This window comes from Rhodococcus sp. NPDC019647, from assembly GCF_044389235.1.
GTDB lineage: Bacteria > Actinomycetota > Actinomycetes > Mycobacteriales > Mycobacteriaceae > Rhodococcus_F > Rhodococcus_F oxybenzonivorans.
In genome coordinates, this window is record NZ_JBIRXS010000013.1 from 85,037 (window position 1) to 110,119 (window position 25,083).

Annotated in this window: 25 protein-coding genes and 1 pseudogene; 16 read left to right on the plus strand and 10 right to left on the minus strand. The window is 63.8% G+C overall.

Annotation, left to right across the window (positions count from 1 at the left end):
* Positions 1 to 2 precede the first annotated feature (2 nt).
* Positions 3 to 584, plus strand: a complete 582-nt coding sequence (sigM, locus tag ACH49N_RS22430) for an RNA polymerase sigma factor SigM (RefSeq protein ID WP_250774035.1) — start codon at positions 3 to 5, stop codon at positions 582 to 584.
* 78 nt (positions 585 to 662) lie between these two features.
* Positions 663 to 1,406 carry a hypothetical protein gene (locus tag ACH49N_RS22435; protein WP_358274703.1) on the plus strand — a complete coding sequence of 248 codons (744 nt, stop codon included), beginning with the start codon at positions 663 to 665 and terminating at the stop codon, positions 1,404 to 1,406.
* An 11-nt stretch (positions 1,407 to 1,417) separates the two neighbouring features.
* Here ACH49N_RS22435 and ACH49N_RS22440 read toward each other — a convergent pair whose 3' ends face one another.
* On the minus strand, positions 1,418 to 1,975 hold the full coding sequence (locus ACH49N_RS22440) for a helix-turn-helix domain-containing protein (RefSeq protein WP_358274701.1): 558 nt from the start codon (positions 1,973 to 1,975) through the stop codon (positions 1,418 to 1,420).
* 88 nt (positions 1,976 to 2,063) lie between these two features.
* On the opposite strand from ACH49N_RS22440, the pseudogene ACH49N_RS22445 reads away from it, so the two are divergent.
* The 5 genes and pseudogenes from ACH49N_RS22445 (at position 2,064) to ACH49N_RS22465 (ending at position 6,891) form a co-directional block, all read left to right on the plus strand.
* Positions 2,064 to 2,839, plus strand: a pseudogene (locus ACH49N_RS22445) (NAD-dependent epimerase/dehydratase family protein).
* A 32-nt stretch (positions 2,840 to 2,871) separates the two neighbouring features.
* Positions 2,872 to 4,059 (plus strand): 4,4'-dithiodibutanoate disulfide reductase, encoded by a 1,188-nt coding sequence (gene nox, locus ACH49N_RS22450; protein ID WP_358274699.1) that lies wholly within the window; start codon positions 2,872 to 2,874, stop codon positions 4,057 to 4,059.
* Positions 4,060 to 4,167: 108 nt separating this feature from the next.
* Positions 4,168 to 5,151, plus strand: a complete 984-nt coding sequence (gene trxB, locus ACH49N_RS22455) for a thioredoxin-disulfide reductase (protein ID WP_159926741.1) — start codon at positions 4,168 to 4,170, stop codon at positions 5,149 to 5,151.
* 48 nt (positions 5,152 to 5,199) lie between these two features.
* Complete coding sequence (trxA, locus tag ACH49N_RS22460) at positions 5,200 to 5,523, plus strand: thioredoxin (RefSeq protein ID WP_109334752.1); 324 nt, start codon at positions 5,200 to 5,202, stop codon at positions 5,521 to 5,523.
* Between the two features lie 168 nt (positions 5,524 to 5,691).
* Positions 5,692 to 6,891 (plus strand): N-acetylmuramoyl-L-alanine amidase, encoded by a 1,200-nt coding sequence (locus ACH49N_RS22465; protein WP_109334753.1) that lies wholly within the window; start codon positions 5,692 to 5,694, stop codon positions 6,889 to 6,891.
* 3 nt (positions 6,892 to 6,894) lie between these two features.
* Here the strand turns inward: ACH49N_RS22465 and ACH49N_RS22470 are convergent, their stop codons facing one another.
* From ACH49N_RS22470 to rpmH, 9 genes are all read right to left on the minus strand, one after another.
* Positions 6,895 to 7,590 (minus strand): GNAT family N-acetyltransferase, encoded by a 696-nt coding sequence (locus tag ACH49N_RS22470; RefSeq protein WP_250774045.1) that lies wholly within the window; start codon positions 7,588 to 7,590, stop codon positions 6,895 to 6,897.
* Between the two features lie 156 nt (positions 7,591 to 7,746).
* On the minus strand, positions 7,747 to 8,808 hold the full coding sequence (locus tag ACH49N_RS22475) for a ParB/RepB/Spo0J family partition protein (protein ID WP_159926745.1): 1,062 nt from the start codon (positions 8,806 to 8,808) through the stop codon (positions 7,747 to 7,749).
* Positions 8,805 to 9,818, minus strand: coding sequence for a ParA family protein (locus tag ACH49N_RS22480; protein ID WP_159926747.1), 1,014 nt, complete (start codon positions 9,816 to 9,818; stop codon positions 8,805 to 8,807). Before ACH49N_RS22480 ends, ACH49N_RS22475 begins: the two co-directional genes overlap by 4 nt.
* A 69-nt stretch (positions 9,819 to 9,887) precedes the next feature.
* Positions 9,888 to 10,571, minus strand: a complete 684-nt coding sequence (gene rsmG / locus ACH49N_RS22485) for a 16S rRNA (guanine(527)-N(7))-methyltransferase RsmG (protein WP_109334757.1) — start codon at positions 10,569 to 10,571, stop codon at positions 9,888 to 9,890.
* A gap of 1,719 nt (positions 10,572 to 12,290) precedes the next feature.
* Positions 12,291 to 12,845: a protein jag gene (locus ACH49N_RS22490; protein WP_109334759.1), complete on the minus strand. Its 555-nt coding sequence runs from the start codon at positions 12,843 to 12,845 to the stop codon at positions 12,291 to 12,293.
* Between the two features lie 19 nt (positions 12,846 to 12,864).
* Positions 12,865 to 13,971: a membrane protein insertase YidC gene (yidC, locus tag ACH49N_RS22495; RefSeq protein WP_358274696.1), complete on the minus strand. Its 1,107-nt coding sequence runs from the start codon at positions 13,969 to 13,971 to the stop codon at positions 12,865 to 12,867.
* A gap of 4 nt (positions 13,972 to 13,975) precedes the next feature.
* On the minus strand, positions 13,976 to 14,368 hold the full coding sequence (gene yidD, locus ACH49N_RS22500; protein WP_358274694.1) for a membrane protein insertion efficiency factor YidD: 393 nt from the start codon (positions 14,366 to 14,368) through the stop codon (positions 13,976 to 13,978).
* A gap of 6 nt (positions 14,369 to 14,374) precedes the next feature.
* Positions 14,375 to 14,740, minus strand: a complete 366-nt coding sequence (rnpA, locus tag ACH49N_RS22505) for a ribonuclease P protein component (protein WP_109334762.1) — start codon at positions 14,738 to 14,740, stop codon at positions 14,375 to 14,377.
* Between the two features lie 27 nt (positions 14,741 to 14,767).
* On the minus strand, positions 14,768 to 14,911 hold the full coding sequence (gene rpmH, locus ACH49N_RS22510; protein ID WP_005263481.1) for a 50S ribosomal protein L34: 144 nt from the start codon (positions 14,909 to 14,911) through the stop codon (positions 14,768 to 14,770).
* A 705-nt stretch (positions 14,912 to 15,616) separates the two neighbouring features.
* Between rpmH and dnaA the strand changes: the two genes are divergently transcribed.
* From dnaA to ACH49N_RS22555, 9 genes are all read left to right on the plus strand, one after another.
* Positions 15,617 to 17,203, plus strand: a complete 1,587-nt coding sequence (gene dnaA / locus ACH49N_RS22515; RefSeq protein WP_250774053.1) for a chromosomal replication initiator protein DnaA — start codon at positions 15,617 to 15,619, stop codon at positions 17,201 to 17,203.
* 57 nt (positions 17,204 to 17,260) lie between these two features.
* Positions 17,261 to 17,503: a hypothetical protein gene (locus ACH49N_RS22520; RefSeq protein WP_358274693.1), complete on the plus strand. Its 243-nt coding sequence runs from the start codon at positions 17,261 to 17,263 to the stop codon at positions 17,501 to 17,503.
* A 349-nt stretch (positions 17,504 to 17,852) separates the two neighbouring features.
* A complete protein-coding gene (gene dnaN / locus ACH49N_RS22525) occupies positions 17,853 to 19,037 on the plus strand; it encodes a DNA polymerase III subunit beta (RefSeq protein ID WP_109325305.1) in 1,185 nt (394 codons plus the stop codon).
* A 63-nt stretch (positions 19,038 to 19,100) separates the two neighbouring features.
* Entirely contained in the window at positions 19,101 to 20,012 is a 912-nt protein-coding gene (gene gnd / locus ACH49N_RS22530) for a phosphogluconate dehydrogenase (NAD(+)-dependent, decarboxylating) (RefSeq protein WP_358274690.1), read from the plus strand.
* Positions 20,013 to 21,254 (plus strand): DNA replication/repair protein RecF, encoded by a 1,242-nt coding sequence (gene recF / locus ACH49N_RS22535; protein ID WP_358274689.1) that lies wholly within the window; start codon positions 20,013 to 20,015, stop codon positions 21,252 to 21,254. It begins immediately after the preceding gene.
* A complete protein-coding gene (locus tag ACH49N_RS22540; RefSeq protein ID WP_358274688.1) occupies positions 21,238 to 21,798 on the plus strand; it encodes a DUF721 family protein in 561 nt (186 codons plus the stop codon). Before recF ends, ACH49N_RS22540 begins: the two co-directional genes overlap by 17 nt.
* 123 nt (positions 21,799 to 21,921) lie before the next feature.
* Positions 21,922 to 22,836 (plus strand): metal-dependent hydrolase, encoded by a 915-nt coding sequence (locus ACH49N_RS22545; protein WP_358274687.1) that lies wholly within the window; start codon positions 21,922 to 21,924, stop codon positions 22,834 to 22,836.
* Positions 22,833 to 23,951 (plus strand): PDR/VanB family oxidoreductase, encoded by a 1,119-nt coding sequence (locus ACH49N_RS22550; RefSeq protein ID WP_358274685.1) that lies wholly within the window; start codon positions 22,833 to 22,835, stop codon positions 23,949 to 23,951. Before ACH49N_RS22545 ends, ACH49N_RS22550 begins: the two co-directional genes overlap by 4 nt.
* 40 nt (positions 23,952 to 23,991) lie before the next feature.
* Positions 23,992 to 24,915, plus strand: coding sequence for an alpha/beta fold hydrolase (locus ACH49N_RS22555; RefSeq protein WP_358274683.1), 924 nt, complete (start codon positions 23,992 to 23,994; stop codon positions 24,913 to 24,915).
* Positions 24,916 to 25,083 lie beyond the last annotated feature (168 nt).

The window sequence follows — 25,083 nt, forward strand, 5'->3', positions numbered from 1 at the left end:
CGGTGCGCATCTTCCGGGGGGTCGCCGAGGGCGGACCCTCGGATGTCGAGTTGCTCGCTGCGCATGTCGCCGGTGATCCGCACGCCTTTGCGACGTTGCTCGGTCGCCATTACGACCATCTGTGGCACGTCGCGACGCGCACCAGCTACACGCGCGAGGATGCCGCGGACGCACTACAGGAGGCATTGCTGTCGGCACACCGCAATGCCGGCTCCTTCCGACGCGATGCCGCGGTCCGGAGCTGGCTGCACACGATCGTCGTCAATGCCTGCCTCGACCGCATCCGCCGGAACAAGGCCCGCCCGGCGGTGTCACTGTCGGCCGACGAGGACGACGAGCCCCGGGACGTCCGTGATCGGGTCGCCGAGCTCGAGATGAGCCTGGTGATCGATCGTGCATTGGCGCAGCTGCCGCCGGATCAGCGGACCGCGATCGTGGCGGTCGACCTCGAAGGTCACTCGACCAGTGAAGCCGCCAGGCTGCTCGGTGTTCCGGAGGGCACGGTGAAGAGTCGATGCGCGCGTGGCCGCAAGAAGCTGGCCGCTTCTCTCGAATATTTCCGGGACGAGGGGAACCGATCATGATCCTGTGGCGTCAAACTCTTATAGGAGCGCAGGACTGTCAGGCCGGTCGGGACCGAGCGGAATCGGTGAGGAGGTGTCATGGCCACTGATGATGTCGGCTCTTCGGATGAGTTGCCGGCTCCGCCGTACTCTGCCGATCTGCTGTCCGATCTTCATGCCGGAGTGCTGCCCGAGTCCGTGAGTGAGCGCCTCTGGCCCCTGGTGCGGAACGATCCAGACGCTATGGAGGTCATTTCCGCGCTCGACAGGGTCACCGAGCAGCTCGGGGCACTGGGCCGCGACCATTCCGTCGCGTCACCGATTCCCGACGACGTTGCCGACCGCATCGCTCGGGCACTCGCGGAGGAAAGGGAGTCCTCGGTCTCTCGGGTGGTGCCCCTCGCGCGGCGTAGAAAGTGGGCGGTTGTGGCAGGCGGCGCACTGGCCGCGGCCGCTGCGGTCGTGGTGGCGATCGCTGTCGTCACGCCGACCAGCAATCCCACCGATCCGCCGATTGCTTCTCCGAGCACCTCCGAGACTTCCTCTCGCCCAGCGGTTCTCGAGCTGGACACCGACCTCGACGCCGCGCGTCTCCTCACCGTGATCGGATCCCGCCAACTGGGCGCGCTCGAGAACCCGGAAGTCCTCGCAGAATGCCTGCGCGCGAATGGAATCGAGCCGTCTCGTACGCTCCTGGGATCGGGGGAAGTGCGGCTCGACGGCGCCCCCGGAGTACTCCTCCTTCTTGCCGGGCCTCAGCCACCGCAGATCACCGCGCTGGTCGTGGGAAACAGCTGCAGTGCCACGAACCCGGCCACCATGTCTGTCATCGATATCGGTTGAGCGACAACCCATCAGAGCGTGCTGTGCGCAGACGGAACGAGTAGCTCGAGGATTTTGGCACGCAACTCGGGAGTGTCGTCCTCCACGGCGATAAGGCTCGCGAACATCGCGGCACCAGCAGCGAGGACGAGAAGGGCCTTCGCGGTGCTCGCCTCACCCTGATCATCGGCGAACAGGCGGGTGCTGGGCCCGCTGAACCCCTGCCACAAGGCATTTCGCAGTTCGGCGTGATCCCGGATCGCGGCGAGGAGGCCGGGAGTTGCCGCGCGAACCTCAGGCCGTGCGAACAGCTCGGCACTGCCGGTCACGACCCACCGAATCCAGCCTTCCCGATCGGTGCCCTCGAACGGCGTCAGGTCTGGGGTGGCACCGAGAATTGCGTCGAGCACGAGATGCGCCTTGGACGGCCACCGCCTGGTAATCGACGCCCTGCTCACCCCGGAACGGGTGGCGATCGCCCGCATGCTCAGTTGCTCCCACCCGGACTCGACGAGCATCGCGCGGGTCACGGCCAGCACGTCGGTGTCGATGCGCGGGTCACGGGGTCGTCCTGTTCCGGTGGCATTCATCAGCTCGAATTGTGGGACAAAAGCGCCGTCCTCGCTATATCGTACCTAATACGAGACCACTGGCATCGTAATTCGACAGGACGGGCACATGAAGATTGCGGTCACGGGCGGCACCGGATACGTGGGCGCTCACACGACCCTGGCGCTGCTCGCCGACGGCCACACCGTCCGCCTGCTCGTCCTTCCACACGACTCGATCGACGCTGTGGTGGCGTCGGCGGGGGACGCCTCGGCTCGGATCGAAGTCGTGGTGGGGGACGTCCGCGACCGAACGTCCGTCGAGCAGCTGCTCGACGGGTGTGACGCACTTCTGCACGGTGCAGGGGTCGTGGGCACGGACGACCGGCGTGAGCAGCTGATGTGGGAGGTCAACGCTCAGGCCACCGCCGCCATTCTCGTCCGAGCCGCCTTCCTCGGTCTCGACCCGATCGTCCATGTCGCGAGTTTCAGCGCGCTGTTTCCATCCCCTGATCCCGTGATCGGGCCCGACAGTCCCACCGCGGCGGGATGCAGCGCGTACGGGCGGACGAAGGCGGCCGCCGATCGTGTCGCCCGTGCGCTGCAGGACGCCGGAGCACCGGTCGTCGTCACCTATCCCACCAGTGTGGTCGGTCCCGGCCTCGAAGGCACCAAAGGTGTCACCGAACAGGGTTGGGCCGTCCTACTGGGCAGCGGGGTAGCTCCGCGGTTCCTGGGACGGCTCGCCGATGCCGTCGGCAAAACACCGCGGTCGGCGCAGGCTTCAGTTACGAAGCCGCCTGGCTGCTCACCTCGGCCACTCCCACCGACGACAGCCGCACGCGCGACGAACTGGGTCTGAATTGGCGTCCGCCCCGAGACGCCCTCGCCTCGACGTTCGCCTGATCACACCCCCTCCTCGCCCGAAGGCAGACACCATGACCACTCCGACCGACCGGCGCACGATCTGGGAACCCGCCCGTCTCGGCCCTCTGACCCTGCGCAACCGCATCATGAAAGCCGCCACCTTCGAAGGAGTCATGCCTCGCGGGCAGGTCACCGACAAGCTCGTCGAATTCCACGCCGAAGTGGCCCGCGGCGGCGCTGCGCTCACCACCGTTGCCTACTGCGCCGTCTCACCCGGCGGACGGGTCCACGCCAACACCCTGGTCCTCGACAAGGCCAGTGTTCCCGGACTTCGGCGGCTCACCGACGCCGTCCATGCCGAAGGAGCGCTGGTGTCGGCGCAGATCGGGCACGCCGGACTGGTCGCGAACACGCTCTCGAACCGCACGAAGACGCTGGCCCCGTCGACGCGTCTGAGTCCACCCGCCATGGGACTGGTGCGTGGTGCCACCCATACCGAATTGGACCAGGTCGTCGCGGACTTCGAGAACGCCGCACGGGCGGCGGTCGACGCCGGCTTCGACGCCATCGAAGTTCATCTCGGCCACAACTACCTGCTCAGTTCCTTCATGAGCCCCAACCTCAACAAGCGAACCGACGAATACGGGGGCAGCCCCGAAAGGCGGGCAGCCTTCCCACGCCGTGTGGTCGAGCGGATACGCCGCGCCGTCGGCGACACGATCGCCGTCACCGCGAAGTTCAACATGACCGACGGTGTTCCCAAAGGATTGTGGCTCGACGAGAGCCTCCGCATCGCTCGACTCCTCGAACGGGACGGGCATCTCGACGCGCTGCAGCTCACCGGCGGCAGTTCCCTCCTCAACGGAATGTACTTCTTCCGCGGAGAGGTGCCGATGGCCGAATTCGTTGCATCACAACCGAAACTGGTCGGGTACGGCCTGAAGCTCTACGGACCCCGTATCTTCCCGACCTACCCGTTCGAAGAAGCGTTCTTCCTACCGATGGCTCGCCAGTTCCGCGAAGCGCTGTCCATGCCTTTGATTCTTCTCGGGGGCATCAACAGACTCGACACCATCGACACCGCACTGGGTGAAGGGTTCGAGTTCGTCGCGATGGCCCGCGCACTGCTCCGCGACCCGGACCTCGTCAACAAGTTCCGCGATCAACACGTAGCGGAAGGCCTGTGCATTCACTGCAACAAATGCATGCCCACCATCTACACCGGCACCCGCTGTGTCATCCGGGAGACTCTTCGCTGATCAGAGGCCCGTGGGGGAGCGATCGGTATCACCTACAGTCCGGGAACAACACCCTTTAGTCTGGTGTTGATCAATTCGACTGTGCACGCTCCCTATCGGAAGGCCCGCATGACCACTCCATCGACGGTTCATGAACTCATCATCGTTGGTTCGGGACCTGCCGGATATACCGCAGCCGTCTACGCGGCGCGGGCGGAACTCGAACCGCTGCTCTTCGAGGGCACCCAGTTCGGCGGTGCTCTGATGACGACGACCGAGGTCGAGAACTTCCCCGGATTCCGGCAAGGAATCATGGGCCCCGACCTGATGGACGAGATGCGCGAGCAGGCCAAGCGCTTCGGCGCCGACATCCGTACCGAGGACGTCGAGGAACTCGATCTGACCGGGCCGATCAAGAAGGTCGTCGTCGGTGGCGAGACCTATCAGGCACATGCGGTCGTACTCGCGATGGGCGCGGCTGCCCGATACCTCGGCATCCCCGGCGAGGAGAAGCTCCTGGGCCGCGGCGTCAGCGCCTGCGCCACCTGTGATGGCTTCTTCTTCAAGGACCAAGACATCGTGGTCGTCGGTGGTGGCGACTCCGCAATGGAAGAAGCGACCTTCCTCACCAGGTTCGCCCGCAGTGTCACGGTGGTCCACCGCCGTGAGGAGTTCCGGGCGTCCCGCATCATGCTCGAGCGCGCCAAGTCGAACGAGAAGATCCGGTTCGTCACCAACGCAGAACCGATCGAGGTGCTGGGGGAGAACAGCGTCACCGGTTTGGTCGTGCGCGACACCGTCACCGGTGAGCAGTCCACGCTTCCCGTCACCGGAATGTTCGTGGCCATCGGTCACGACCCGCGCAGCGAACTCGTGAAGGGTCAGGTCGACGTCGACGAGGCCGGTTACGTACGGGTGCAGACGCCGACCACCGCCACCTCGCTGGACGGTGTCTTCGCTGCCGGTGACCTGGTAGACCACACCTACCGACAGGCGATCACCGCAGCCGGCACGGGATGTTCCGCGGCCATCGACGCCGAGCGTTGGCTCGCCGAGCGCGGCGATATCACCGCGAACACCGTCGAGGCCGCCGGTGCACCGGTCGACGCCTGAGTTGTCCACGATCGTCCAAGTTTTATCCGTCGAGTAAGGGGATTTCCCGTGTCGAACACCGTCACCATCACCGATGATTCGTTCCAACAGGATGTGCTGGGCAGCGACAAGCCTGTGCTCGTCGATTTCTGGGCTACCTGGTGCGGCCCGTGCAAGATGATCGCTCCGGTGCTGGAGGAAATTGCCGGCGAGCACAGCGACAAGCTGACGATCGCGAAGCTCGACATCGACGCGAACCCGGGTGCCGCCCGCGACTTCCAGGTGATGTCGATCCCCACGCTGATCCTGTTCAAGGACGGCAAGCCGATCAACACCATCGTCGGCACGAAGGGCAAGGCTGCGCTGCTGAAAGAGCTGGCCGACGTTCTCTGATCGACACCTGAACAGCCTGCCCGATTCCCGATTTTGTGGGAATCTCTGAGACAATCGATCGATGTGCTCCTGTCGCATCCGCGGACGGGACACATCGATCGACTCGTTTGTAGAGAGCTGTGCTGTAGTGATACACACGGCCGTGGAATCAGACTGAGAGGCCCGAACATGCACCGACTCCGTCACGGCGACCATGGTCCGGCCGTCGCTGAGATTCGGGGCACTCTCGCCGGTCTCGGGTTCCTCCATGACGGTGTCGCCGACACTCGCCGCGACACCAACAATGGTTCGCACTGGATTGCGCCCGACGCCGTCTTCGACCACCACCTCGACAGCGCCGTACGAGCCTTCCAGCAGCAACGTGGGCTCCTCGTGGACGGAGTTGTGGGTCCGGCCACCTATCGGTCCATGAAAGAGGCGTCCTACCGCCTGGGCGCACGCACGCTGATCTACCAACTGTCTGCACCCCTGTACGGGGACGACGTCGCTACGTTGCAGACACGGCTGCAGGACCTCGGGTTCTACGTCGGCCGAGTCGACGGATTCTTCGGACCGCAGACCCACGAATCGCTGTCGTCGTTCCAGCGGGAGATCGGGATCGCCGCCGACGGAATCTGCGGCCCTGCCACCCTCCGTTCGCTCGAGTTGCTCGGTACCCGGGTCACCGGTGGTTCGCCCCACGCGATGAGCGAAGAAGAAATGGTTCGCAGCTCCGGTCCGCAGCTCAGCGGCAAGCGCATCGTCATCGACCCCGGTCTCGGTGGGGACACCTACGGCACGATCGTCCATTCCCCGTACGGCACCATCTCGGAGTCCGACATCCTCTGGGATCTCGCCAGTCGGCTCGAGGGCCGGATGGCGGCGACAGGGATGGAAACCTTCCTGTCCCGGCCGCACCACGCGAACCCTTCGGACATCCAACGCGCGTCCACGTCGAATGCCTTCGACGCCGACCTCATGATCTCCCTGCGATGTGACAGCAACTCCAGCCCCGCTGCCAACGGCGTTGCAAGCTTCCACTTCGGCAACTCGCACGGTTCGACGTCGATGATCGGCCAGGTTCTCACCGGCTTCATCCAGCGGGAGATCGTGGCGCGCACCCCATTGCAGGACTGCCGGACGCACGGACGCACCTGGGATCTGCTCCGCCTGACCAAGATGCCGACCGTGCAGATCGATCTCGGCTATCTCACCAACCGGTCCGACGCTGCCGTCCTGTCCAATCCGCGGGCACGTGACGCGATCGCGGAGGCCATCCTCATTTCGGTGAAGCGTCTGTACCTGCTCGGGCAGGACGATCAGCCCACCGGTACGTTCACCTTCGCTGAGTTGCTTGCCGAGGAACTGTCCTCTTCTGAACGGTCCTGACCGTCAGCGCACTCCGACCGGGGTGCGCTCCCCGATGTCGACCATGCTCACCGATGCCGTATGCAACAGGCGTTCCAGAGCAGCCTCCACGTCTTCCTTCCACCCGTGGTCACGATTCAACTCGAGCCTCAGCCGAGGGAACCGGTGGTGTGGAGCGACGATCTCGAAGCCATTGTCTTCGAGAAACTCCGCGGGGATCATGCATTCTTCGGGGGAGCATTCCATGGCAGCGGTCGCCGATGCGATGCCGGAGTGGTCGGTATCGCTCGACCCACCGTCTCGAATACCGAAGGCCTCCAGGGCGCGGACACCGCGCCTCACCAGATCAGCGACCACCGCCTGAATGAGGGTGGCACCCAGATTTTGTTCTTCGCCGGCGGGCTCGAGTCGCAAGCTGGTGAGAAGGACGGCATCGGCACCTACCGGAGCGGTCGGCAGAAGCTGCGCCCGAGGCACGGTGCGTGGGGGAGCGTATAGCGCGCTGCCGACCGGCTTTCCATCCATGACGGCGACCTGACCGCAGGAACCCCACTCGAGCATGACCATCGACAGCCATGCTTCCTTCTCGAATTCCTGGTCACAGAATCCGCGCGAACTATGGATGGCCGCGGGATCCATTTCCCAGAAGACGCAACGACGAGCGTGGGCGGAGAGCTTGTCCAGGCCGTCGAGGGTGAGCGACGTGACGTGAGTCGACATTGGCTAGATCAGCCTCCAAATGTCACTACTACAAGTCATGTGTTGTCCTCTGATCTTCACTGCTCGTTGTCCCCGCTGATCTGCCCTCGAGATGCTGTCACCGGTGCTGTCACAGTGACGGATTACCCGCGGGTGCTTTCTACCTCGCCCGGACGGTCATGAATCGGCTCGTTGCGCCTCCATCATTCCGACAATTCGCTGCAGATCGTCAACCGAACCGAACTCGACGACGATCTTGCCTTTGCGCTTGCCGAGGCTGACGGTCACCCTGGTGTCGAAGGAGTCCGACAGTCGCTCGGCCACGTCCTGTAGTCCGGGCATCTGGATCGGCTTCCGGCGTTGCGGAGGAGCGATCTGATCGTCGTTGCGGTTCGCCAGGGTGACCGCTTCTTCTGTGGCGCGGACGGACATGCCCTCCGCCACGATTCGAGCCGCCATCACTTCCTGCGCGTCGGCGCCGGCCTCGAGAGACAGCAGTGCACGGGCGTGTCCTGCGGACAGCACTCCCGCGGCAACGCGGCGCTGGACGGGAATCGGAAGCTTGAGGAGGCGGATCATGTTGGTCACCACGGGACGGGACCGACCGATCTTCGCGGCCAGTTCCTCGTGAGTCACCTCGAACTCTTCGAGCAGCTGCTGATAGGCGGCCGCCTCTTCGAGCGGGTTGAGCTGCACCCGATGAATGTTCTCGAGGAGGGCGTCGCGGAGCATCGCGTCGTCACCCGTCTCACGGACGATGGCCGGGATCGTGTCGAGTCCGGCTTCCTGGCCGGCCCGCCAGCGGCGCTCACCCATGACCAATTGAAACTTGCCGTCTTCTACCGGGCGCACCACGATCGGCTGCATCAAACCGAATTCGCGGATGGAGTGCACCAGTTCCGCCAGCGCCTCGTCATCGAAGACCTGTCGCGGCTGCTTCGGGTTGCGCACGATCAGGTTCGGGGCGATTTCCCGGTACACGGCCCCGGTGGGGGAGGGGAGGGGCTCAGCCCCATTCGTAACCTCTCCATCGCCGTTGTTTCCCGTGGATGCAGGAGCTCGGTCGCTGCCGGAAGGTGATGTCGACGAGTTCGGGGTGGGCGGGGTGGGGATGTGGCGCTTGTCTGTGCCGATCACTACATCGGCGGCAGCAGTGCCCAGTCCCGGTGCCGTCGTGGGACCGGTCGGAATCAGCGCCGCCAATCCACGGCCGAGCCCACCCTTACGCGTCTGACTCATCTCTGCTCCTGCTTCGTGATCTGTGCTGTGCGCGCTGCGAGTTCACGTCCCGCGTCGAGGTAGCTCATCGCGCCACGTGAACCGGGGTCGTAATCCAACACGGTCATCCCGTATCCGGGCGCTTCGGAGACCTTCACACTTCGGGGGATGACCGCGCGGAGGACGGCGTCTCCGAAGTGGGACCGGACTTCCGCTGCCACCTGGTCGGCGAGCTTCGTGCGCCCGTCATACATCGTCAGTAGCACGGTCGAGACATGCAGGTCCGGATTGAGGTGGGCTTGCACCAACTCGATATTTCGCAGCAGTTGACCGACGCCTTCGAGCGCGTAGTACTCGCACTGGATCGGAATCAGAACTTCCTTGGCCGCGACCATGGCGTTCACCGTCAGCAGGCCGAGCGATGGAGGGCAGTCGATGAGGATGAAGTCGGCGTCGATATCTCGGAGCGCCTTTTCTGACAGCGCCCCCTTCAGCCGGCCCTCGCGGGCCACCATCGACACCAGCTCGATCTCGGCGCCGGCGAGGTCGATGGTCGCCGGAATGCAGAAGAGCCGCTCGTTGTGTGGGCTCGTTTGGATCGCCTCGGCGGCGGTCACCTCACCCAGGAGCAGTTCGTAGCTCGACGGGATGCCTGAATGGTGGGCCACTCCGAGGGCGGTGCTGGCATTGCCCTGGGGGTCGAGGTCGATCACAAGGACCGTCAGGCCCTGCACTGCGAGAGCGGAGGCGAGGTTGACCGCACTGGTGGTCTTGCCGACCCCGCCCTTCTGATTGGCGATTGTGAGAATCCGGCGCTCCGGCGGTTTGGGTAGCGTCACGGAGTGGGGGTGGAGTACCTGACTGGCTCTATGCGCGGCCGCGCCAATCGGAGTCTCCTCGGCGGAGATGCCGTTATACGGAGCCGTGAATCCGTCGTCTCCGTTTCCCGAGCTCGTCGCGTGGTCGGATCGATGTTCGGTTTCACGTGAAACTGTTTCACGTGAAACGGCGGATTCAGGCCCACCCGACATTGATTACTCCTTCGATTGGGAATCGCTCGTTACTCGACATACTCACTCCGCATCCGTCGCCCGAGTGTCTCATCGGCGCTGACGGCGTTTCGGTACACGCTCTGCCCGAACCACCACGGTAGGAACCGGAAGAAGACCCACTCCACATTCCACGATGTCCAGCTTGCCAGCACCCAGCCGAGTCAAAGCGGCACGGTCGCGGGCGATCTCGTCGGCCGCGCTCGAACCCTTCAGTGCAAGCATTCTCCCATGCTCGTGGATCAACGGCAGCGACCACTTGGCCAACTTTTCCAACGGTGCCACTGCCCGTGATGTGACGACATCCGCGCCACCGGCTTCTTTCACCACGCCAGACTCTTCCGCGCGACCACGAACAACCAACACATCCAGACCGTTGGATTCGACGAACTCCGCAAGATATACAGATCGTCGCAGCAGCGGCTCGACCAACGTGATCCGCAAGTCGGGACGGGCAATCGCCAACGGAATACCGGGCAGTCCCGCTCCACTGCCGACATCCACCACGGACTCGCCCTCAGCGATCAACTCACCGATCACTGCACAGTTGAGAAGGTGCCGTTCCCACAGGCGAGGAACCTCTCGTGGCCCGATCAGACCACGCTCTACACCGTCACTTGCCAGAGACTTGTAGTACCGCTCCGCGATGTCGAATCGTTCACCGAACACCTGGCGAGCCGCCGCTTGTTCGTCCCAGTCGGCCGGCTTCTCACCATTCGGTTCCACGTGAAACATCCTCCCGCGAAGAGCTCATCTTCTACAAACTCAGCCTCTCCATTATCCGCCCTGATTCCCGACTGCGTCCCCTAACACCCACCCGCAACGCCGAACAGTGTTCAGACCGCCACACCCTCGGTGGGGGAGGGGAGTGGTCCCAGCGGAGAACGCCGTCGGTCCGGTAGACGCGCAACTAGGCGCCTTGCCCACGATCGCGAGTTCGAGATCGTCCGAGGCATCCGGCTTCTGTGCATGTTCGGGAAGCGGTGCCGTATGTGCGACGCCAGGACACACGCCGGGACGTTTGTTCCGTCTGCCAATGGGGTCGCATCCGGACTGTGTTTCACGTGGAACATGCGGACACAGTCTCGGGATCGTCTCCCGATGTCGCTGGTGATACGCGCGGCCCCGCCCGGGCTACCGAAGTCCATTAGGATTCGAGGCGCGTCTCTACGTCGGATTCGAACCCTTCCGAACTGCGAGGGTTTCACCCGAGATGGGCGCATCATCAAACGCCAGCTCGGCGTCGGTGACCCCCACGGCTGGCGTCGACAATAAGTGGATAGGACGACGGTATGCGGTACGGGCAACGTGGGCACGCTCCCAGGATCGGTGAGCGCGCTGCCGGAACCGATGTACCCGCTCGGCGGCTTGGAAGCTACCGAACACTGAATTGAACGCGAAGACTCTCGCCCGCCTTCTTGCCGGCGACAGGTGCCCCGAGTTCAGCCATCACCAGGCAGGATTGGATGGAGACGATGCGACTTCTGGTGTCCGCGGTCTCGTCAGCCGAGCGGCTCAAAATGTATATCGGCACCGAGAGCGATGTTTCACGTGGAACCACCGATGTGGCCGTTGATGTCGCTAGGACTGACGCCGCACCCGAGGAACTTGACCGACTGCCGCGTTCGGAGAAGAGACCTGGGCCCACCCCACATGTCGGCCGCCCTGTGCTGCTGCCGCCACGATCACTGCATCTCCGATTGCCTGACAAATCCCGAGATGCGCCCATTGCGGCGCGTCGACAAGCCCGAATCGGAATCATCACAGTGACGAAACTCCGATGGGTGGTTGGATGGCCGAAAACCGGCTCAAAATTTCGCCGATTTTTCGTAATGCACCGCCCGGCTCACCTGAACCGAAGGAATCCCGGACCGCCGACCGCTTGCCGCTGGGTCCACATGCCACACCGAAACCAACCACCTCCGACGCTCCGGGCACACACCTTCTATCGAAACGAGCATCACGATCCCGCGGTCGCGCGCAGTCGGCTTCCTCGGTGGAAGTGTGGCGCGGCGCAAGTAGCCGAGCTCGCTGCCGCGAAACTCAATCGACCGAAACGCCTGTCTCTCGCCGGTACCGCCAACCGACGTCGCTCCGGCCCCAGCCCCTCACGCGCGTGGCACCAATCCTTCGTCGAGCCACGACCACACACGCCGACTCGACGGATGGGCGAGTCACCGGTTCCGGTTCAGGACGAGTTCGCAAAATCGGCAGTTGTGGATGCCTCCTCCCACCCAGCCCGCCCGGACGGCCGTCCAGCGCTTCATGTCAGCACCTGCGCGCGAGGGGCCTGGGTCGTGGCGGCACATTGCCGTCCGGCCGATGACTCAGGCCGGGGGAGGGGAGGGGCTGGTGTGTTTCACGTGAAACGAGAGAAACCGACCACTGTTGCCGGAATGGAGAAGGCGGGCCCAAGGTATCCCTGGGCCCGCCTTCCAAATGTGGTGTGCTGAGTCAGTCCTTGATCACGACTACGCGACGCGACGGCTCAGCGCCCTCGCTCTCGCTGGAGACACCCGCGACCTTGGCAACAGCGTCGTGCACGATCTTCCGCTCGAACGGGGTCATCGGAGTGAGCTCCTCCCGTTCACCGGTCTCGAGCACGCGGCGTGCCGCGGAGGCACCCAACTCGGTGAGTTCGGCGCGACGCCCGGCACGCCAACCAGCGATGTCCAGCATCAGCCGGCTACGTTCACCCGTTGCCTGCTGCACAGCAAGGCGTGTGAGTTCCTGGAGTGCGTCGAGTACCTCACCTTTGCGGCCGACCAACTTGGTGAGATCGTCACCCCCGTCGATACTGACGACTGCTCGATCCCCTTCGACGTCCAGATCGATATCGCCATCGAAATCGAGCACGTCGAGGAGCTGCTCGAGGTAGTCGCCGGCGATCTCGCCTTCCTCGATGAGGTAGTCGTCAGAATCGGAGTCAACCTCGGTGTCCGGGTTCTGCGTCGGAGCAGTCACGTCTGTCTCATCTCCGTCCACTGCGATGTCAGGCTCAGTAGCCATACTCGTTCTCTTTTCTGAATCAGCGCCGCTTGCGCTTAGGGGACTTTCCGCGGTTCGTCTGAGGTCGGGCACCGGGTTTCGGCTTCGACGTACCCGTCGGAGAACCGTCACCGCTCACAGTTCCCGTCGACTGTTCGGAGTCGTCTTCCACCACTCCGTCAACGACCTCTGGTTCGCTCGGGGCTCCGTCTACCGCAGCCTTCTTCTTCTTCGAAAGATTGGGGCGTGCACCGGGCTTCGGGGCGTTCTCCGCTCGACGAGCCAGCGCTGCCTGCTTCTTCTCTTCCTCTTCCGCATCGATCTTCCGGAAGACGATGTGCTGCTGCGCGTAGGTCCAGATGTTGTTACTCACCCAGTAGAGAAGGATTGCGATGGGGAGGAAGGGGCCACCGACAAGGACGCCCAGCGGGAAGATCCACAGCGCAAGCTTGTTCATAATCGCGGACTGCGGGTTCGCGGCGGCCTCAGGGCTCTGTCGAGCGACGGAGGCGCGGGAGTTGAAGTGTGTCGCAACGCTCGCGATGACCATGAGCGGGATAGCGACCGCTGCAATATTCAGCATGGTTGGGACCGGACCGTAGATCGCGAAAGCCTCGAGCTGATCCGACGGGGTGGTGATCGCAGCCGAGATCGGTGCACCGAAAAGTCGGGCACTCAGGAAGGACTGGACGTCCTCGACGCTGAAGAAGTAGTTCGGCGTGTTCGCGTTGTCCTCGACCGACATGCCGAGCTGTCCGAAACCGGTGCCGGTGCGGTTGAACGACCGAAGAACGTGGAACAGACCGATGAACACAGGCGCCTGAGCAAGCACGGGTAGACAGCCCATGATCGGGTTGAATCCGTGCTCCTTCTGGAGCTTCTGCATCTCGACGGCCTGCCGCTGGCGGTCACCTGCGTACTTCTTCTGCAGTGCCTTGATCTGCGGTTGCAGTTCCTGCATCTGGCGCGTGGTACGCACCTGCTTGACGAAGGGCTTGTACAGGATGGCGCGCAAGGTGAAGACGAGGAACACCACGGAGAGGGCCCATGTGAAGCCACTGTCCGGTCCCAGGAAGGGAATCGCCCCGAAAACCTTGTGCCAGACCCACAGGATCCCGGACACCGGATAGTAAATGAAGTCGAGCACGGCTCTATGTACTCCTCTGTTCGTCCACGTTCACCGGACAGTGTTGACGGCTACCCGGATGACGGCTACCCGCATGTTGGTGAGGGACCGAATCCGGCCCACCGGGCACGGGATCCCACCCACCAGGGTGCCAGGGCGCACATTTCGCCAGCCGGACCACCGTCAAGACAAGACCTTTGAGAACCCCGTGGGTGCGCAGGGATTCGACTGCGTACTCGCTACAGGTGGGTGTGAACCGGCAGGTCGGCAACCTCAGGGGCGACACATATGTCCGGTACAACTCGATCAGAAAGATAAGGATTCGCGCCGGGAGGGCACGGATGGTTGCCCACGTGGACGTCGTCGGGGTATCGGCACCCGCCACGGCGGCGCGCGACTCGTCGAGTGCGCTTTTCATGCGAAGTTACTCATGCGCAAGAAGATCCAATCGGGAGAGACCTGCACGAAGTTGCTTGTCCAGATCCCGGCTACTTGCAGTCGCGGCTCCCGGAAGAGCCCGAATCACCACATCGGTGGTGGCTGGAACAGCACCCACCAGGTCGATGCAGATATGACGAAGCCGGCGTGCGACTCGATGTCGAATCACCGCCGGCCCGACAGCCTTACTCACAACCAGTCCAAATCGTGGACCGCCGCTACTCACCAGCTCATCTGTCTGTCCACGGTCGAATGCGTGGACAACCAGATCGCGTCTTCCCATCCGGCGACCGCGTCGGACAGTCAACGAAAAGTCTGAATGACGACGCAATCGGTACGGCTCAGGCAACACCCCGAGCTCCTGAACCCAGTATCGGGATCAGGCGGTGAGGGATTCGCGGCCCTTACGGCGACGCGCCGAAACGATTGCACGACCCGCACGGGTCCGCATACGAAGACGGAAGCCGTGAACGCGCGCGCGGCGTCGGTTGTTCGGCTGGAACGTCCGCTTGCCCTTGGCCACGGTCAACACTCCTCGAAATTCATCGACGCCTCCCGGCGTCCTGGATCTAACATGGTCGAAAACTCAGGTGGTCAACCAGCAGTGACACACGACATCGCTGCTGGACTGAATCCAGCACGATACCGCCACCTCACCACAGGGTGACTGTTCGAGAGTACTGATGACTCCCGGTCAGGTCAAACTCGCTCACCTGCACTTCCTCTGCGAACGGGATGACCGACACGCCGAGGTTCGATAAATGCTTGCACCCAACTTCCGATGTGCCAAACCGCTGTGAGGTTGCCGACACTGTTGCTAGCGTTGAAACATGGTCTCGCCGATGAACCCTGATCGAGTGCCCAGCTCTCGACTTCACCGTTCTCATCTGCACATTCACCACAATTCATCCACAGGGCACAGATGGTGTCCCGCCTTCGGTCACCCCGAGGGTTGCTGACGCACGTCACATCCCGGGTGGGTCCACCCCCCTCGTCCAGACGTCCTGCGCAAAACCGCAGCTCAGGGCGGTAAATCTGGAATCTTCACCTCGTAACGACGTCTTCACACCAGTCCTCCATGCTTTGTCCACATCTGTGGATAATTGTGTGGAAACACAGTTCAGATGGCATATTCGTAGGTCCGTACGGGGTCCATCCTCAGGTCGGGGAACGCCCAATTCCACCTCGGCGACGGCACCGACATCTCGACAAACTGGGGAGGAACCACGTGAACGAGGATCCGAATGCGCTCGCACGGATCTGGATCGACGTCGTCGCTGACCTCACGTCCGATTCACCCGGTGGCGATCTGCCACCGTTGACGCGTGGCCAGAAGGCATGGTTGGCACTCGTCAAACCTTTGACACTGGCCCAGGGTTTCGCTCTGCTCTCGGTTCCGTCGCCGTTCGCGCAGGAAGCGATCGAACGGGATCTTCGTGAACCGATCCTGCACGCGCTGGGCCGGCACCTCGGTGAACAAGTGGAGGGTCTCGGCGTTCGGATCGCAGCCCCGGTCGACAACGAACCCGACTCCGATCCTCCTCCCCGGGACCACCGACCCGAACCGGACCACCGGCACACTCCCCGGCATCTCGAGCCTTCGGCCACCAGTGCGGGCACCTATCGCCGTCGCCGATTCGGCTCCGGTGAAGACCAGCCCTACTCCGACACCACGGACTTCGAAGAGGTCGACGACGACAGTGAGGCGCTCGCGAGTGTCCACGAATCGTGGCCGTCGTACTTCACGAAACCACCGGCCGGCCCGGCGCCCACTTCGACGGGCGGCAACAGCCTGAACGCGAAGTACACCTTCGACACTTTCGTCATCGGCTCGTCCAACCGCTTCGCGCACGCGGCCGCCGTCGCCATCGCCGAGGCTCCTGCCCGCGCCTACAACCCGCTGTTCGTGTGGGGCGCGTCGGGCCTTGGCAAGACCCACCTGTTGCATGCGGCCGGTCACTATGCGCAACGTCTCTTCCCGGGGATGCGGGTGAAGTACGTTTCCACCGAGGAGTTCACCAACGACTTCATCAACAGCCTCCGCGACGACCGGAAAGTGGCGTTCAAGCGTCGCTACCGTGAGACCGACGTGCTGCTGGTCGACGACATCCAGTTCATTGAGGGTAAAGAGGGTATCCAGGAGGAGTTCTTCCACACCTTCAACACGCTTCACAATGCGAACAAGCAGATCGTCGTGTCTTCCGACCGACCGCCGAAGCAGCTCGCCACGCTGGAGGAACGCCTCCGCACCCGCTTCGAATGGGGCCTGATCACCGACGTCCAGCCGCCCGAACTCGAGACCCGCATCGCGATCCTCAGCAAGAAGGCCCGCATGGACCGGCTCGAGGTGCCGGACGACGTCCTCGAGTTGATCGCCAGCCGGATCGAGCGGAACATCCGGGAACTCGAGGGGGCGCTCATCCGGGTGACCGCTTTCGCCTCTTTGAACAGGCAGCCCCTGGACCTCACGCTGGCCGAGGTAGTCCTGCGTGATCTGATGCCGGATTCGTCGAGTCTCGAGATCAATGCGGCCACGATCATGGCCGTGACGGCTGAGTACTTCAACATGTCGATCGACGACCTGTGTGGCCCGGGTAAGGCCCGTCCGCTGGCGCAGGCGCGGCAGATCTCCATGTACCTGTGCCGTGAGCTGACGGACCTCTCGTTGCCGAAGATCGGTCAGACATTCGGCCGCGACCACACCACCGTCATGTACGCGGACAAGAAGATCCGCAAGGAGATGACGGAACGCCGGAAGGTCTACGACCAGGTCCAGGAGCTCACAGCCCGCATCAAGCAGCGCTCCAAGCGGTAGATCTTCGCCCTGCCCTCCTCGTGCCCCGGTAGTTCGATTGCCGGGGCACGAGTCGTCGTGAGGAGTGTGGCCGGCGACGGCGGGTGGCTCGAGCCGCCCCTCGAGGGCCTCCTCGAGCCCTTCCTCGAGGTCACCCTCGAGGTCACCCTCGAGGGAGTACTCGAGGGTGGGCGCACCGGGCGAGCGCGCGACACACCGGTGCAACACGCCGACGCCGAGACCTGGGGAAAAGCATTCACACCTGTGGATAAGTGTGGGGATGACGGGGAATCTCTGTGGACAGAACGTGCAGAACTTTGAACAACCTCGAGTAGTCCACACGGGTGCCTGATTGGTCCTCGAGTTTGTCCTCGAGAATTCCCCATGCGGGCGGGCGGACCGACCAGCGCCTAAGGCCGTTCGTCCACAGATTCCACAGGACCTAATAGTACTTCTGAATATTTCTTCTAAGAAACTCTTTCAAAACAGGCTTGGGGATCGAGTCGGTTCACAGGCCTCGGCCGAGGACTCGAGGACCGGGGTGTTCCGCTTTCAAGTTCGTCCTCGAGGGCTTACGGTTATGCATCGCCGCTCTGTGAAAGACTGCAGTGCCAGTGGTCACGGCTCGACCGTGCCGACCAACCGTGCTACCGAGAGGAACAACCCGGCGATGGAGCTTGGAAGCCTGAAGTTTCGCGTCTCCCGGGAAGAATTCGCTGATTCAGTGGCATGGGTCGCCCGCAGTCTGCCGTCGCGACCCCCTGTCCCGGTTCTCGGCGGGGTTCTCCTTGACGCAACCGAACAAGGGTTGACGGTTTCCGGATTCGACTACGAGGTGTCGGCCCAGGTGCGGGTAGCGGCAGAGGTCGGCAGTACGGGACAGGTCCTGGTGTCCGGCAAGTTGCTGGCTGACATCACGAAGGCGCTCCCGAACAAGCCGGTCGATGTGACCCTCGAAGGCACACGCGTTCTGATCGCCTGTGGAAGTGCCAAGTTCTCGCTGCCCACCATGCCGGTCGAGGACTACCCCCAGCTACCGCAGCTGCCCCAGCAGACTGGTTCGATCCCCGCGGACCTGTTCTCCGAAGCAATCAGCCAGGTGGCGGTCGCTGCAGGCCGAGACGACACTCTGCCGATGCTGACGGGCATTCGTGTCGAGATCGAGAAGAGCACGATCGTGCTCGCCGCTACCGACAGGTTCCGTCTCGCCGTGCGTCAACTCGAGTGGTCGCCCACCAACCCCGACACGTCGGCTGCCGTCCTCATCCCTGCCAAGACCTTGTCCGAGTCGGCCAAAACTCTTGCCGGAGATGCCACTTCGCCCGTCGAGCTCGCTCTGGGTTCCGGCTCCGCCGTCGGCAACGACGGACTTCTCGGCATCGTCAACGACGGCCGCCGCACCACCACCCGACTCCTCGACGCCGAGTTCCCGAAATTCCGCCAGCTCCTGCCGTCCGAGCACACCGCCATGGCCACCGCCCCGATTGCCCCGCTCATCGAGGCCATCAAGCGAGTGGCGCTGGTCGCGGAGCGTGGCGCACAGGTCCGCCTCCAGTTCTCTGCCGAGGGACTCCTCCTCTCGGCCGGCGGTGACGACGCGGGCCGGGCCGAGGAAGGCCTCAACGCGGTGTTCCGCGGAGAGCCCCTGACCATTGCCTTCAACCCGGGTTATCTGATAGACGGACTCTCCTCGCTCCACAGCGAGGAGGTGCTGTTCGGTTTCACCACCCCCAGCCGTCCCGCCGTGCTGCGCCCCGCCACCGAAGAAGAGATCGAGCCGGACGATTCCGGCAACTTCTCGGCACCCGAGAGTGCGTACACCTACCTGCTGATGCCGGTCCGCCTCCCCGGCTGACGCGTCGCCGGGAGCGAAAGGGCCACTGTCGGAAGAAATCTCACGAGCGGACGGGAGATCACGATGCAGGTCGGGTTGGTCGGACTCGGGAAAATGGGATTCAAGATGCGCGAGCGTCTGCGCGCGCACGGTCACGAGGTCGTCGGCTACGACCCTCGTCCCGAGGTCACCGACGTGGCATCCCTGACGGAACTCGCGCAGCGACTCGAGTCTCCGCGAGTCGTGTGGGTGATGGTTCCGGCGGGAAAGATCACCCAGGACACCGTGTCGGAGCTGTCGACCGTGCTCGAGTCCGGGGACCTGGTCATCGACGGTGGAAACTCGAGATATACCGACGACCGTGTGCACGGCGAGATGCTGGCGTCCCGGAATATCGGTTACCTGGACTGCGGTGTGTCCGGCGGAGTCTGGGGACTCGAGAACGGTTACGGGCTGATGGTCGGTGGCGCGGAAGCCGATGTCGCACGGGCACTTCCGATCTTCGATGCGCTTCGCCCCGAAGGAGAGCGGGCGGACGGCTTCGTCCACGCAGGTCCGATCGGAGCCGGCCACTACGCGAAGATGATTCACAACGGCATCGAATACGGCCTGATGCAGGCGTACGCCGAGGGATACGAATTACTCGAGGCCGAAGAGCTGATCACCGACGTTCACGGTGTTCTCCGCGCCTGGACCAAGGGCACCGTCGTGCGGTCGTGGCTGCTCGAACTTCTGGTCAAGGCGCTGGGCGACGACCCAGATTTCGCGGAAATCTCCGGGTACACAGAGGATTCCGGTGAGGGCCGCTGGACGGTGCAGGAAGCGATCAACCATGCTGTTCCTGCGCCCGTGATCTCGGCGGCACTGTTCGCGCGTTTCGCCTCGCGGCAGGAAGATTCCCCGGCCATGAAGGCGGTGTCCGCGCTACGTAACCAGTTCGGTGGACACGCTGTGAAGAAGGCCGCGGGCGAGCCGGAAACCGGCTCTGGAACATAGGTGTTCGTCCGCGCATTCTCGCTCAGAGACTTTCGGTCCTGGGACGCACTGAGCCTCGACCTGCGTCCGGGGTGCACCGTCTTCGTCGGTCCCAACGGGCACGGCAAGACGAACGTGCTCGAGGCGCTGGGCTATCTGTCCACCCTGTCGTCGCATCGAGTCGGTTCGGATACTCCGCTGATCAGGACGGGTACCGGACAGGCCTTCGCGGGCGCGACCGTCGTCAACGCCGGTCGGGAACTGACGGTGGACGTCGAACTGATCGAGGGTAAGTCCAACAAGGCCCGGATCAATCGATCGCCGACTCGTCGTCCGCGCGAGATTCTGGGGATCCTGCAGACGGTGTTGTTCGCCCCCGAGGATCTGTCCTTGGTTCGCGGCGACCCCGGAGATCGGCGTCGCTACCTCGACGAACTCCTCACTTCCCGGATCCCGCGGATGGCAGCGGTGCGTGCCGACTACGACCGTGTCCTACGACAGCGGTCGGCACTGCTGAAGACGGCCGGTGGTGCGTTGCGGCGGGTCTCGCGCAGCGGTTCTTCCGCGAGTGAGGACGGCGCCAGCGCTCTTGCGACCCTCGAGGTGTGGGATGGGCATCTGGCCGCCCACGGTGCCCAGCTGCTCGCCGGGCGGCTACAACTCGTCCACGACCTCGCCCCCCATCTGGCGGAGTCGTACCGATCACTCGCTCCCGAATCCAGACCGGCGAGTATCCGTTACCGCTCGAGCCTCGGCTCGTCCCTCCCGCCGGAATTCACCGACTCGTCGCGGAATCCCGCGCCTGATGACATCGCCTTTCTCGAGGAGCGATTCCTTCACGAGTTGTCGGTCATGCGGTCGAAGGAGATCGAGCGGGGGGTGTGCCTGGTCGGACCTCATCGCGACGATCTCGAATTGCAACTCGGCGACACACCCGCCAAGGGATTCGCGAGCCACGGGGAGTCCTGGTCGTTCGCCTTGTCTCTGCGACTTGGGGCGTTCGCGTTGCTGCGAGCAGACGGCAGTGATCCGGTTCTGATGCTGGACGACGTATTCGCCGAGCTGGACCGGCGTCGTCGCAGTGCGCTCGCCCGCGTCGCCGTGGACGCCGAACAGGTACTCATCACCGCTGCGGTGCCGGAGGACGTTCCCGCAGAACTCGAGGCCGTCCGGTTCGGTGTGGAGGCCCGCGACACGGATCGAGGACGCATCTCGCAGATTACGGACAAGAGTAAGGAGCTGCCTGATGACGGAGGGTCATGACCACACCCCCGCGGAGACTCCGGAACCGGAGTTGAAGGGAGTCGACCTCGCCCGGCGCGCCCTCGAGGAGGCACGGGCCGCCGCAAAGGCGAGCGGTAAATCCGTGGGCCAGGGTCGGCGTTCCGGAACGGGGGTTCGGAGCCTGCGTGCCCGTCGCCGGCGTGGGTGGTCGGGTCCGGGGCCCGACGATCGTGATCCGCAGCCGTTCGGTGCGCTGACGAGCGCAATTGCGAAGCAACGAGGCTGGGCACCCAAGGTGTCCGAGGGGACGGTTCTTGGCCGGTGGACGCAGGTTGTCGGTGAGGACATTGCCTCGCACGCCGAGCCGACCGGGCTTCGTGACGGAATCTTGAGTGTGTCCGCGGAGTCGACTGCGTGGGCTACCCAGCTGCGAATGATGCAATCACAGATACTCGCGAAAATTGCCGCGGCCGTCGGTGACGGCGTCGTGAAGTCACTGCGTATCACCGGCCCCTCTGCTCCGAGCTGGCGAAAGGGTGAGCGACACGTGCGCGGTCGCGGGCCCAGGGACACCTACGGCTGAGCTGATTCGGTGACAGGCCCTGGCCGTATCTGATACCCGATGTTACAGTTACCTCGAGTTGTTGAGTGAACTGTGCCACATCGAATCCGCGTGGCTCAGTGGTCGGCACGAAGGAGTAACCGAATGTCCGCCCCGACTGCACCGCGTAACCGAACGGCGATCCCGGAACCGGATCACATCCTGTTGCAGGCCAGAAACGTCGAGTTCGACTGGTCGAACCTCCCGATGCACTGGATCCCGGGCGATCCGTTCAGCACGCATGTACTGAACGTTCTGCACCTTCTCCTCCCCGCAGGAGAGGAGTGGTTCGTCGACACGTTCAAGGAGGCGCTGCCCCTGATCGAGGACGAGCAACTGCGTGACGACGTCGTGGGCTTCATCGGCCAGGAGGCAATGCACTCCAACGCCCATTCGAAGGTGTTGATCCATCTGAAGGAGAAGGGCCTCGATCCCACGCCCTTCACCGATCAGATGGAATGGACCTTCAAGAAGATTCTGGGACCGCGCCCACTGACCGGGTTGCGGGAAAAGAACCATTTGATCGAGCGCCTCGCCGTCATTGCCGCCATCGAGCACATCACCGCATTCCTCGGTGACTGGGTGCTCAATGCCGAGGGTCTCGATCGCGCGGGAGTGCACCCGACCATGCTCGACCTGCTGCGGTGGCACGGTGCCGAGGAGGTAGAACATCGCTCCGTCGCCTATGACGTCATGCGGTACTTCGACAAGCGTGAATCCCGGCGCATTCGTACCCAGCTGATCGTGACGCCGGTGATCGTATGGCTGTGGGTGCGGGGAACCCGTTTCCTCATGCGTAACGATCCTGAACTCGCCCCGTGGTCGGAACATCGGCGTAAGCCGCACCTGTCCGACTTCTTCGCGGCGGGTAAGCGGGGAACCTTGCCCACGGCATGGGAACTGACAAAAAGAATGTCGGCGTATTTCACTCGGTCGTACCACCCTTCGAACGAGGGGTCGACGGCGCAGGCGGTGAAGTACCTGGCGTCGTCGCCGGCGGCACAGGCGGCGCAACGATGAAACTCGCTTCCATGCGAAATGTCCTGAAAGCCAAGGGCCTGAATCGCTACGACGCACCGCCGGACATCAAGGGTCGAGAACGACCGGACCGCGCCATGCGTATCACCGAGGCCGTCGCCGAGAAGTATCTCCGGGTGCTCACGGCCTACGAGTACAACCAGGTGGTTGCCGGGCACAATCCTGACAGCGCGATGACGCTCGTCGTGTCGCATCGTCAGGTCGTGGCCCGCGACGCCAACGTGGTGCTGCTCCGATTCGAGTCGGAAGACGGTGCGGCACTTCCCGAGTGGCACCCCGGATCGCATCTCGACTTCCACCTGCCCTCCGGTCTTCGGCGCCAGTACTCGTTGTGCGGCGATCCGTCCGATCGACACGGCTACAGCATCGCTGTCCGGCGAATCCCGGACGGGGGCGGCGGGTCCGTCGAGATGCACGCGCTCGAGCCCGGGTCCTCGGTGACGGTCCGCGGTCCCCGCAACGGGTTTCCGTTCGTCGGTGAGGGCAGTGCGCTGTTCGTCGCAGGTGGTATCGGAATCACTCCCATCCTGGCGATGGTGAGGGCGGCTCGGGAACTCGGGATGGATTGGCAGTTGGTCTATTCCGGGCGTTCGCGCGAATCGATGCCGTTCCTCGACGAGATCGAAACCTTCGAACCCTCACGCGTGTTCATCCGTCCCGACGACGAGTGCGGACTGCCGAGCTCGACCGACCTGCTCGAGCGTGCCGTCCCCGGCGGTGCGGTCTACTGTTGCGGGCCCACCCCGATGCTCGAATCGGTTCGGCGTGGGTTTACGTCGAGTCCCGCCGCGGCGCTGCATTTCGAACGATTCGGTGCACCACCGGTACTCGACGGCCGCGAGTTCGAAGTACAGCTGGTGAGCACCGGCGAGGTGCTGACCGTTCCCGCCGACGAGTCGGCGCTGAGCGTGATCAAGGACAGGCTGCCCGGTGTCGGATATTCGTGCCAGCAGGGTTTCTGCGGTACCTGCCGGGTAAAGGTGCTGGCGGGCAAGGCGGAACACCGTGAAAACCGGCTTACCGACGCCGAACAACAGGACGAAATGCTCATCTGTGTCTCCCGTTCCGAGGGCGGTCGTCTCGTCCTCGACCTGTGAACCGACGACACCGAAGCTTCGAAAGAGTCGAGGACCCTTCATGAGTGCACACATCCCCGGTACTGCCGTGCGGATTTCCAACGGACCCGTGGAACTCGCGGTGTTCGAACAGGGCAATCCTGCCGGCGACACCATCGTCCTGGTACACGGCTGGCCGGACACCCACGAGTTGTGGCAACGCCTGGTGCCGTTCCTGGCGGAGCGTTTCCGGGTGATCAGCTACGACAGTCGAGGGGCAGGGGACAGCACCGTGCCCACCCGCGTGGCGGACTATCGACTGCCCGAGCTGGCGGGTGACCTGTTCGCGGTCATCGACGCGGTGAGCCCGGGGAAGCCGGTTCACGTCCTCGCCCACGACTGGGGGTCGGTGGAGGCGTGGGAAGCCGTCTGTGAGCAGGGGGCCGCCGAGCGGATCGCGTCCTTCACGTCGGTGTCCGGGCCCAACCTCGATCACCTGGGCAAGTGGATGCGCCGCCGGATATCGGACCGCAGCTTCGGTGGACCGCTCGCCCAGGCGGTGGCGTCGGCCTACACGGTTCTGTTCCAGATTCCCGGGCTGGCCACACTGCCGCTTCGGCTGTGGTTCTCGCGTCACTGGCCGGCATTCCTGAAATTCTTCGACGGACTCGACCCCGCGCTCGTGCAGCCCGGCCCGACGCTGGCGGACGACATGGTGAACGGTCTGAAGCTCTACCGCGCGAATATCAGGACGTGTCTCGGCAGGCCCCGCGACCGCTACACGGACGTGCCGGTTCAGCTGATTCTCAATGCCAGAGACAAAGCAGTGCGCCCGGTGGGCTACGAGGACACCGAGAAATGGGCACCCGACCTGCGACGTCGTCACATCGACGCCGGACACTGGTCACCGATCTCGCACGCGGAGGACATTGCCCAGCTCACGGCGGAGTTCGTCCTCGATCTCGACGAGCGGGCGTTCCGCGATGTCGAGGAGCGCGGCGCCTGACGAATCTCTGGGCCGTTCGGCCTACGTTTTCACCCCCGAACCATCCTGAAAATTCGCCTACGGGCCGCTCAGGGGTGTCATAGCCCTCTTGTGGGCGTGGCGTACCAGTATGATGGCCGAGGTAACTAGCGGCAAGATTCCCGACTCTCGTTTTCCGCAGGCCCGGAC

What these genes read in the sequence shown, in the direction of transcription:
- ACH49N_RS22435 (WP_358274703.1), top strand. Translation starts at nt 663, where the DNA reads ATGGCCACTGATGATGTCGGCTCTTCGGATGAGTTGCCGGCTCCGCCG.
- ACH49N_RS22440 (WP_358274701.1), bottom strand. Translation starts at nt 1,975, where the DNA reads ATGAATGCCACCGGAACAGGACGACCCCGTGACCCGCGCATCGACACC.
- nox (WP_358274699.1), top strand. Translation starts at nt 2,872, where the DNA reads ATGACCACTCCGACCGACCGGCGCACGATCTGGGAACCCGCCCGTCTC.
- trxB (WP_159926741.1), top strand. Translation starts at nt 4,168, where the DNA reads ATGACCACTCCATCGACGGTTCATGAACTCATCATCGTTGGTTCGGGA.
- ACH49N_RS22465 (WP_109334753.1), top strand. Translation starts at nt 5,692, where the DNA reads ATGCACCGACTCCGTCACGGCGACCATGGTCCGGCCGTCGCTGAGATT.
- ACH49N_RS22470 (WP_250774045.1), bottom strand. Translation starts at nt 7,590, where the DNA reads ATGTCGACTCACGTCACGTCGCTCACCCTCGACGGCCTGGACAAGCTC.
- ACH49N_RS22475 (WP_159926745.1), bottom strand. Translation starts at nt 8,808, where the DNA reads ATGAGTCAGACGCGTAAGGGTGGGCTCGGCCGTGGATTGGCGGCGCTG.
- ACH49N_RS22480 (WP_159926747.1), bottom strand. Translation starts at nt 9,818, where the DNA reads ATGTCGGGTGGGCCTGAATCCGCCGTTTCACGTGAAACAGTTTCACGT.
- rsmG (WP_109334757.1), bottom strand. Translation starts at nt 10,571, where the DNA reads ATGTTTCACGTGGAACCGAATGGTGAGAAGCCGGCCGACTGGGACGAA.
- ACH49N_RS22490 (WP_109334759.1), bottom strand. Translation starts at nt 12,845, where the DNA reads ATGGCTACTGAGCCTGACATCGCAGTGGACGGAGATGAGACAGACGTG.
- yidD (WP_358274694.1), bottom strand. Translation starts at nt 14,368, where the DNA reads ATGAAAAGCGCACTCGACGAGTCGCGCGCCGCCGTGGCGGGTGCCGAT.
- dnaN (WP_109325305.1), top strand. Translation starts at nt 17,853, where the DNA reads ATGGAGCTTGGAAGCCTGAAGTTTCGCGTCTCCCGGGAAGAATTCGCT.
- gnd (WP_358274690.1), top strand. Translation starts at nt 19,101, where the DNA reads ATGCAGGTCGGGTTGGTCGGACTCGGGAAAATGGGATTCAAGATGCGC.
- ACH49N_RS22540 (WP_358274688.1), top strand. Translation starts at nt 21,238, where the DNA reads ATGACGGAGGGTCATGACCACACCCCCGCGGAGACTCCGGAACCGGAG.
- ACH49N_RS22545 (WP_358274687.1), top strand. Translation starts at nt 21,922, where the DNA reads ATGTCCGCCCCGACTGCACCGCGTAACCGAACGGCGATCCCGGAACCG.
- ACH49N_RS22550 (WP_358274685.1), top strand. Translation starts at nt 22,833, where the DNA reads ATGAAACTCGCTTCCATGCGAAATGTCCTGAAAGCCAAGGGCCTGAAT.
- ACH49N_RS22555 (WP_358274683.1), top strand. Translation starts at nt 23,992, where the DNA reads ATGAGTGCACACATCCCCGGTACTGCCGTGCGGATTTCCAACGGACCC.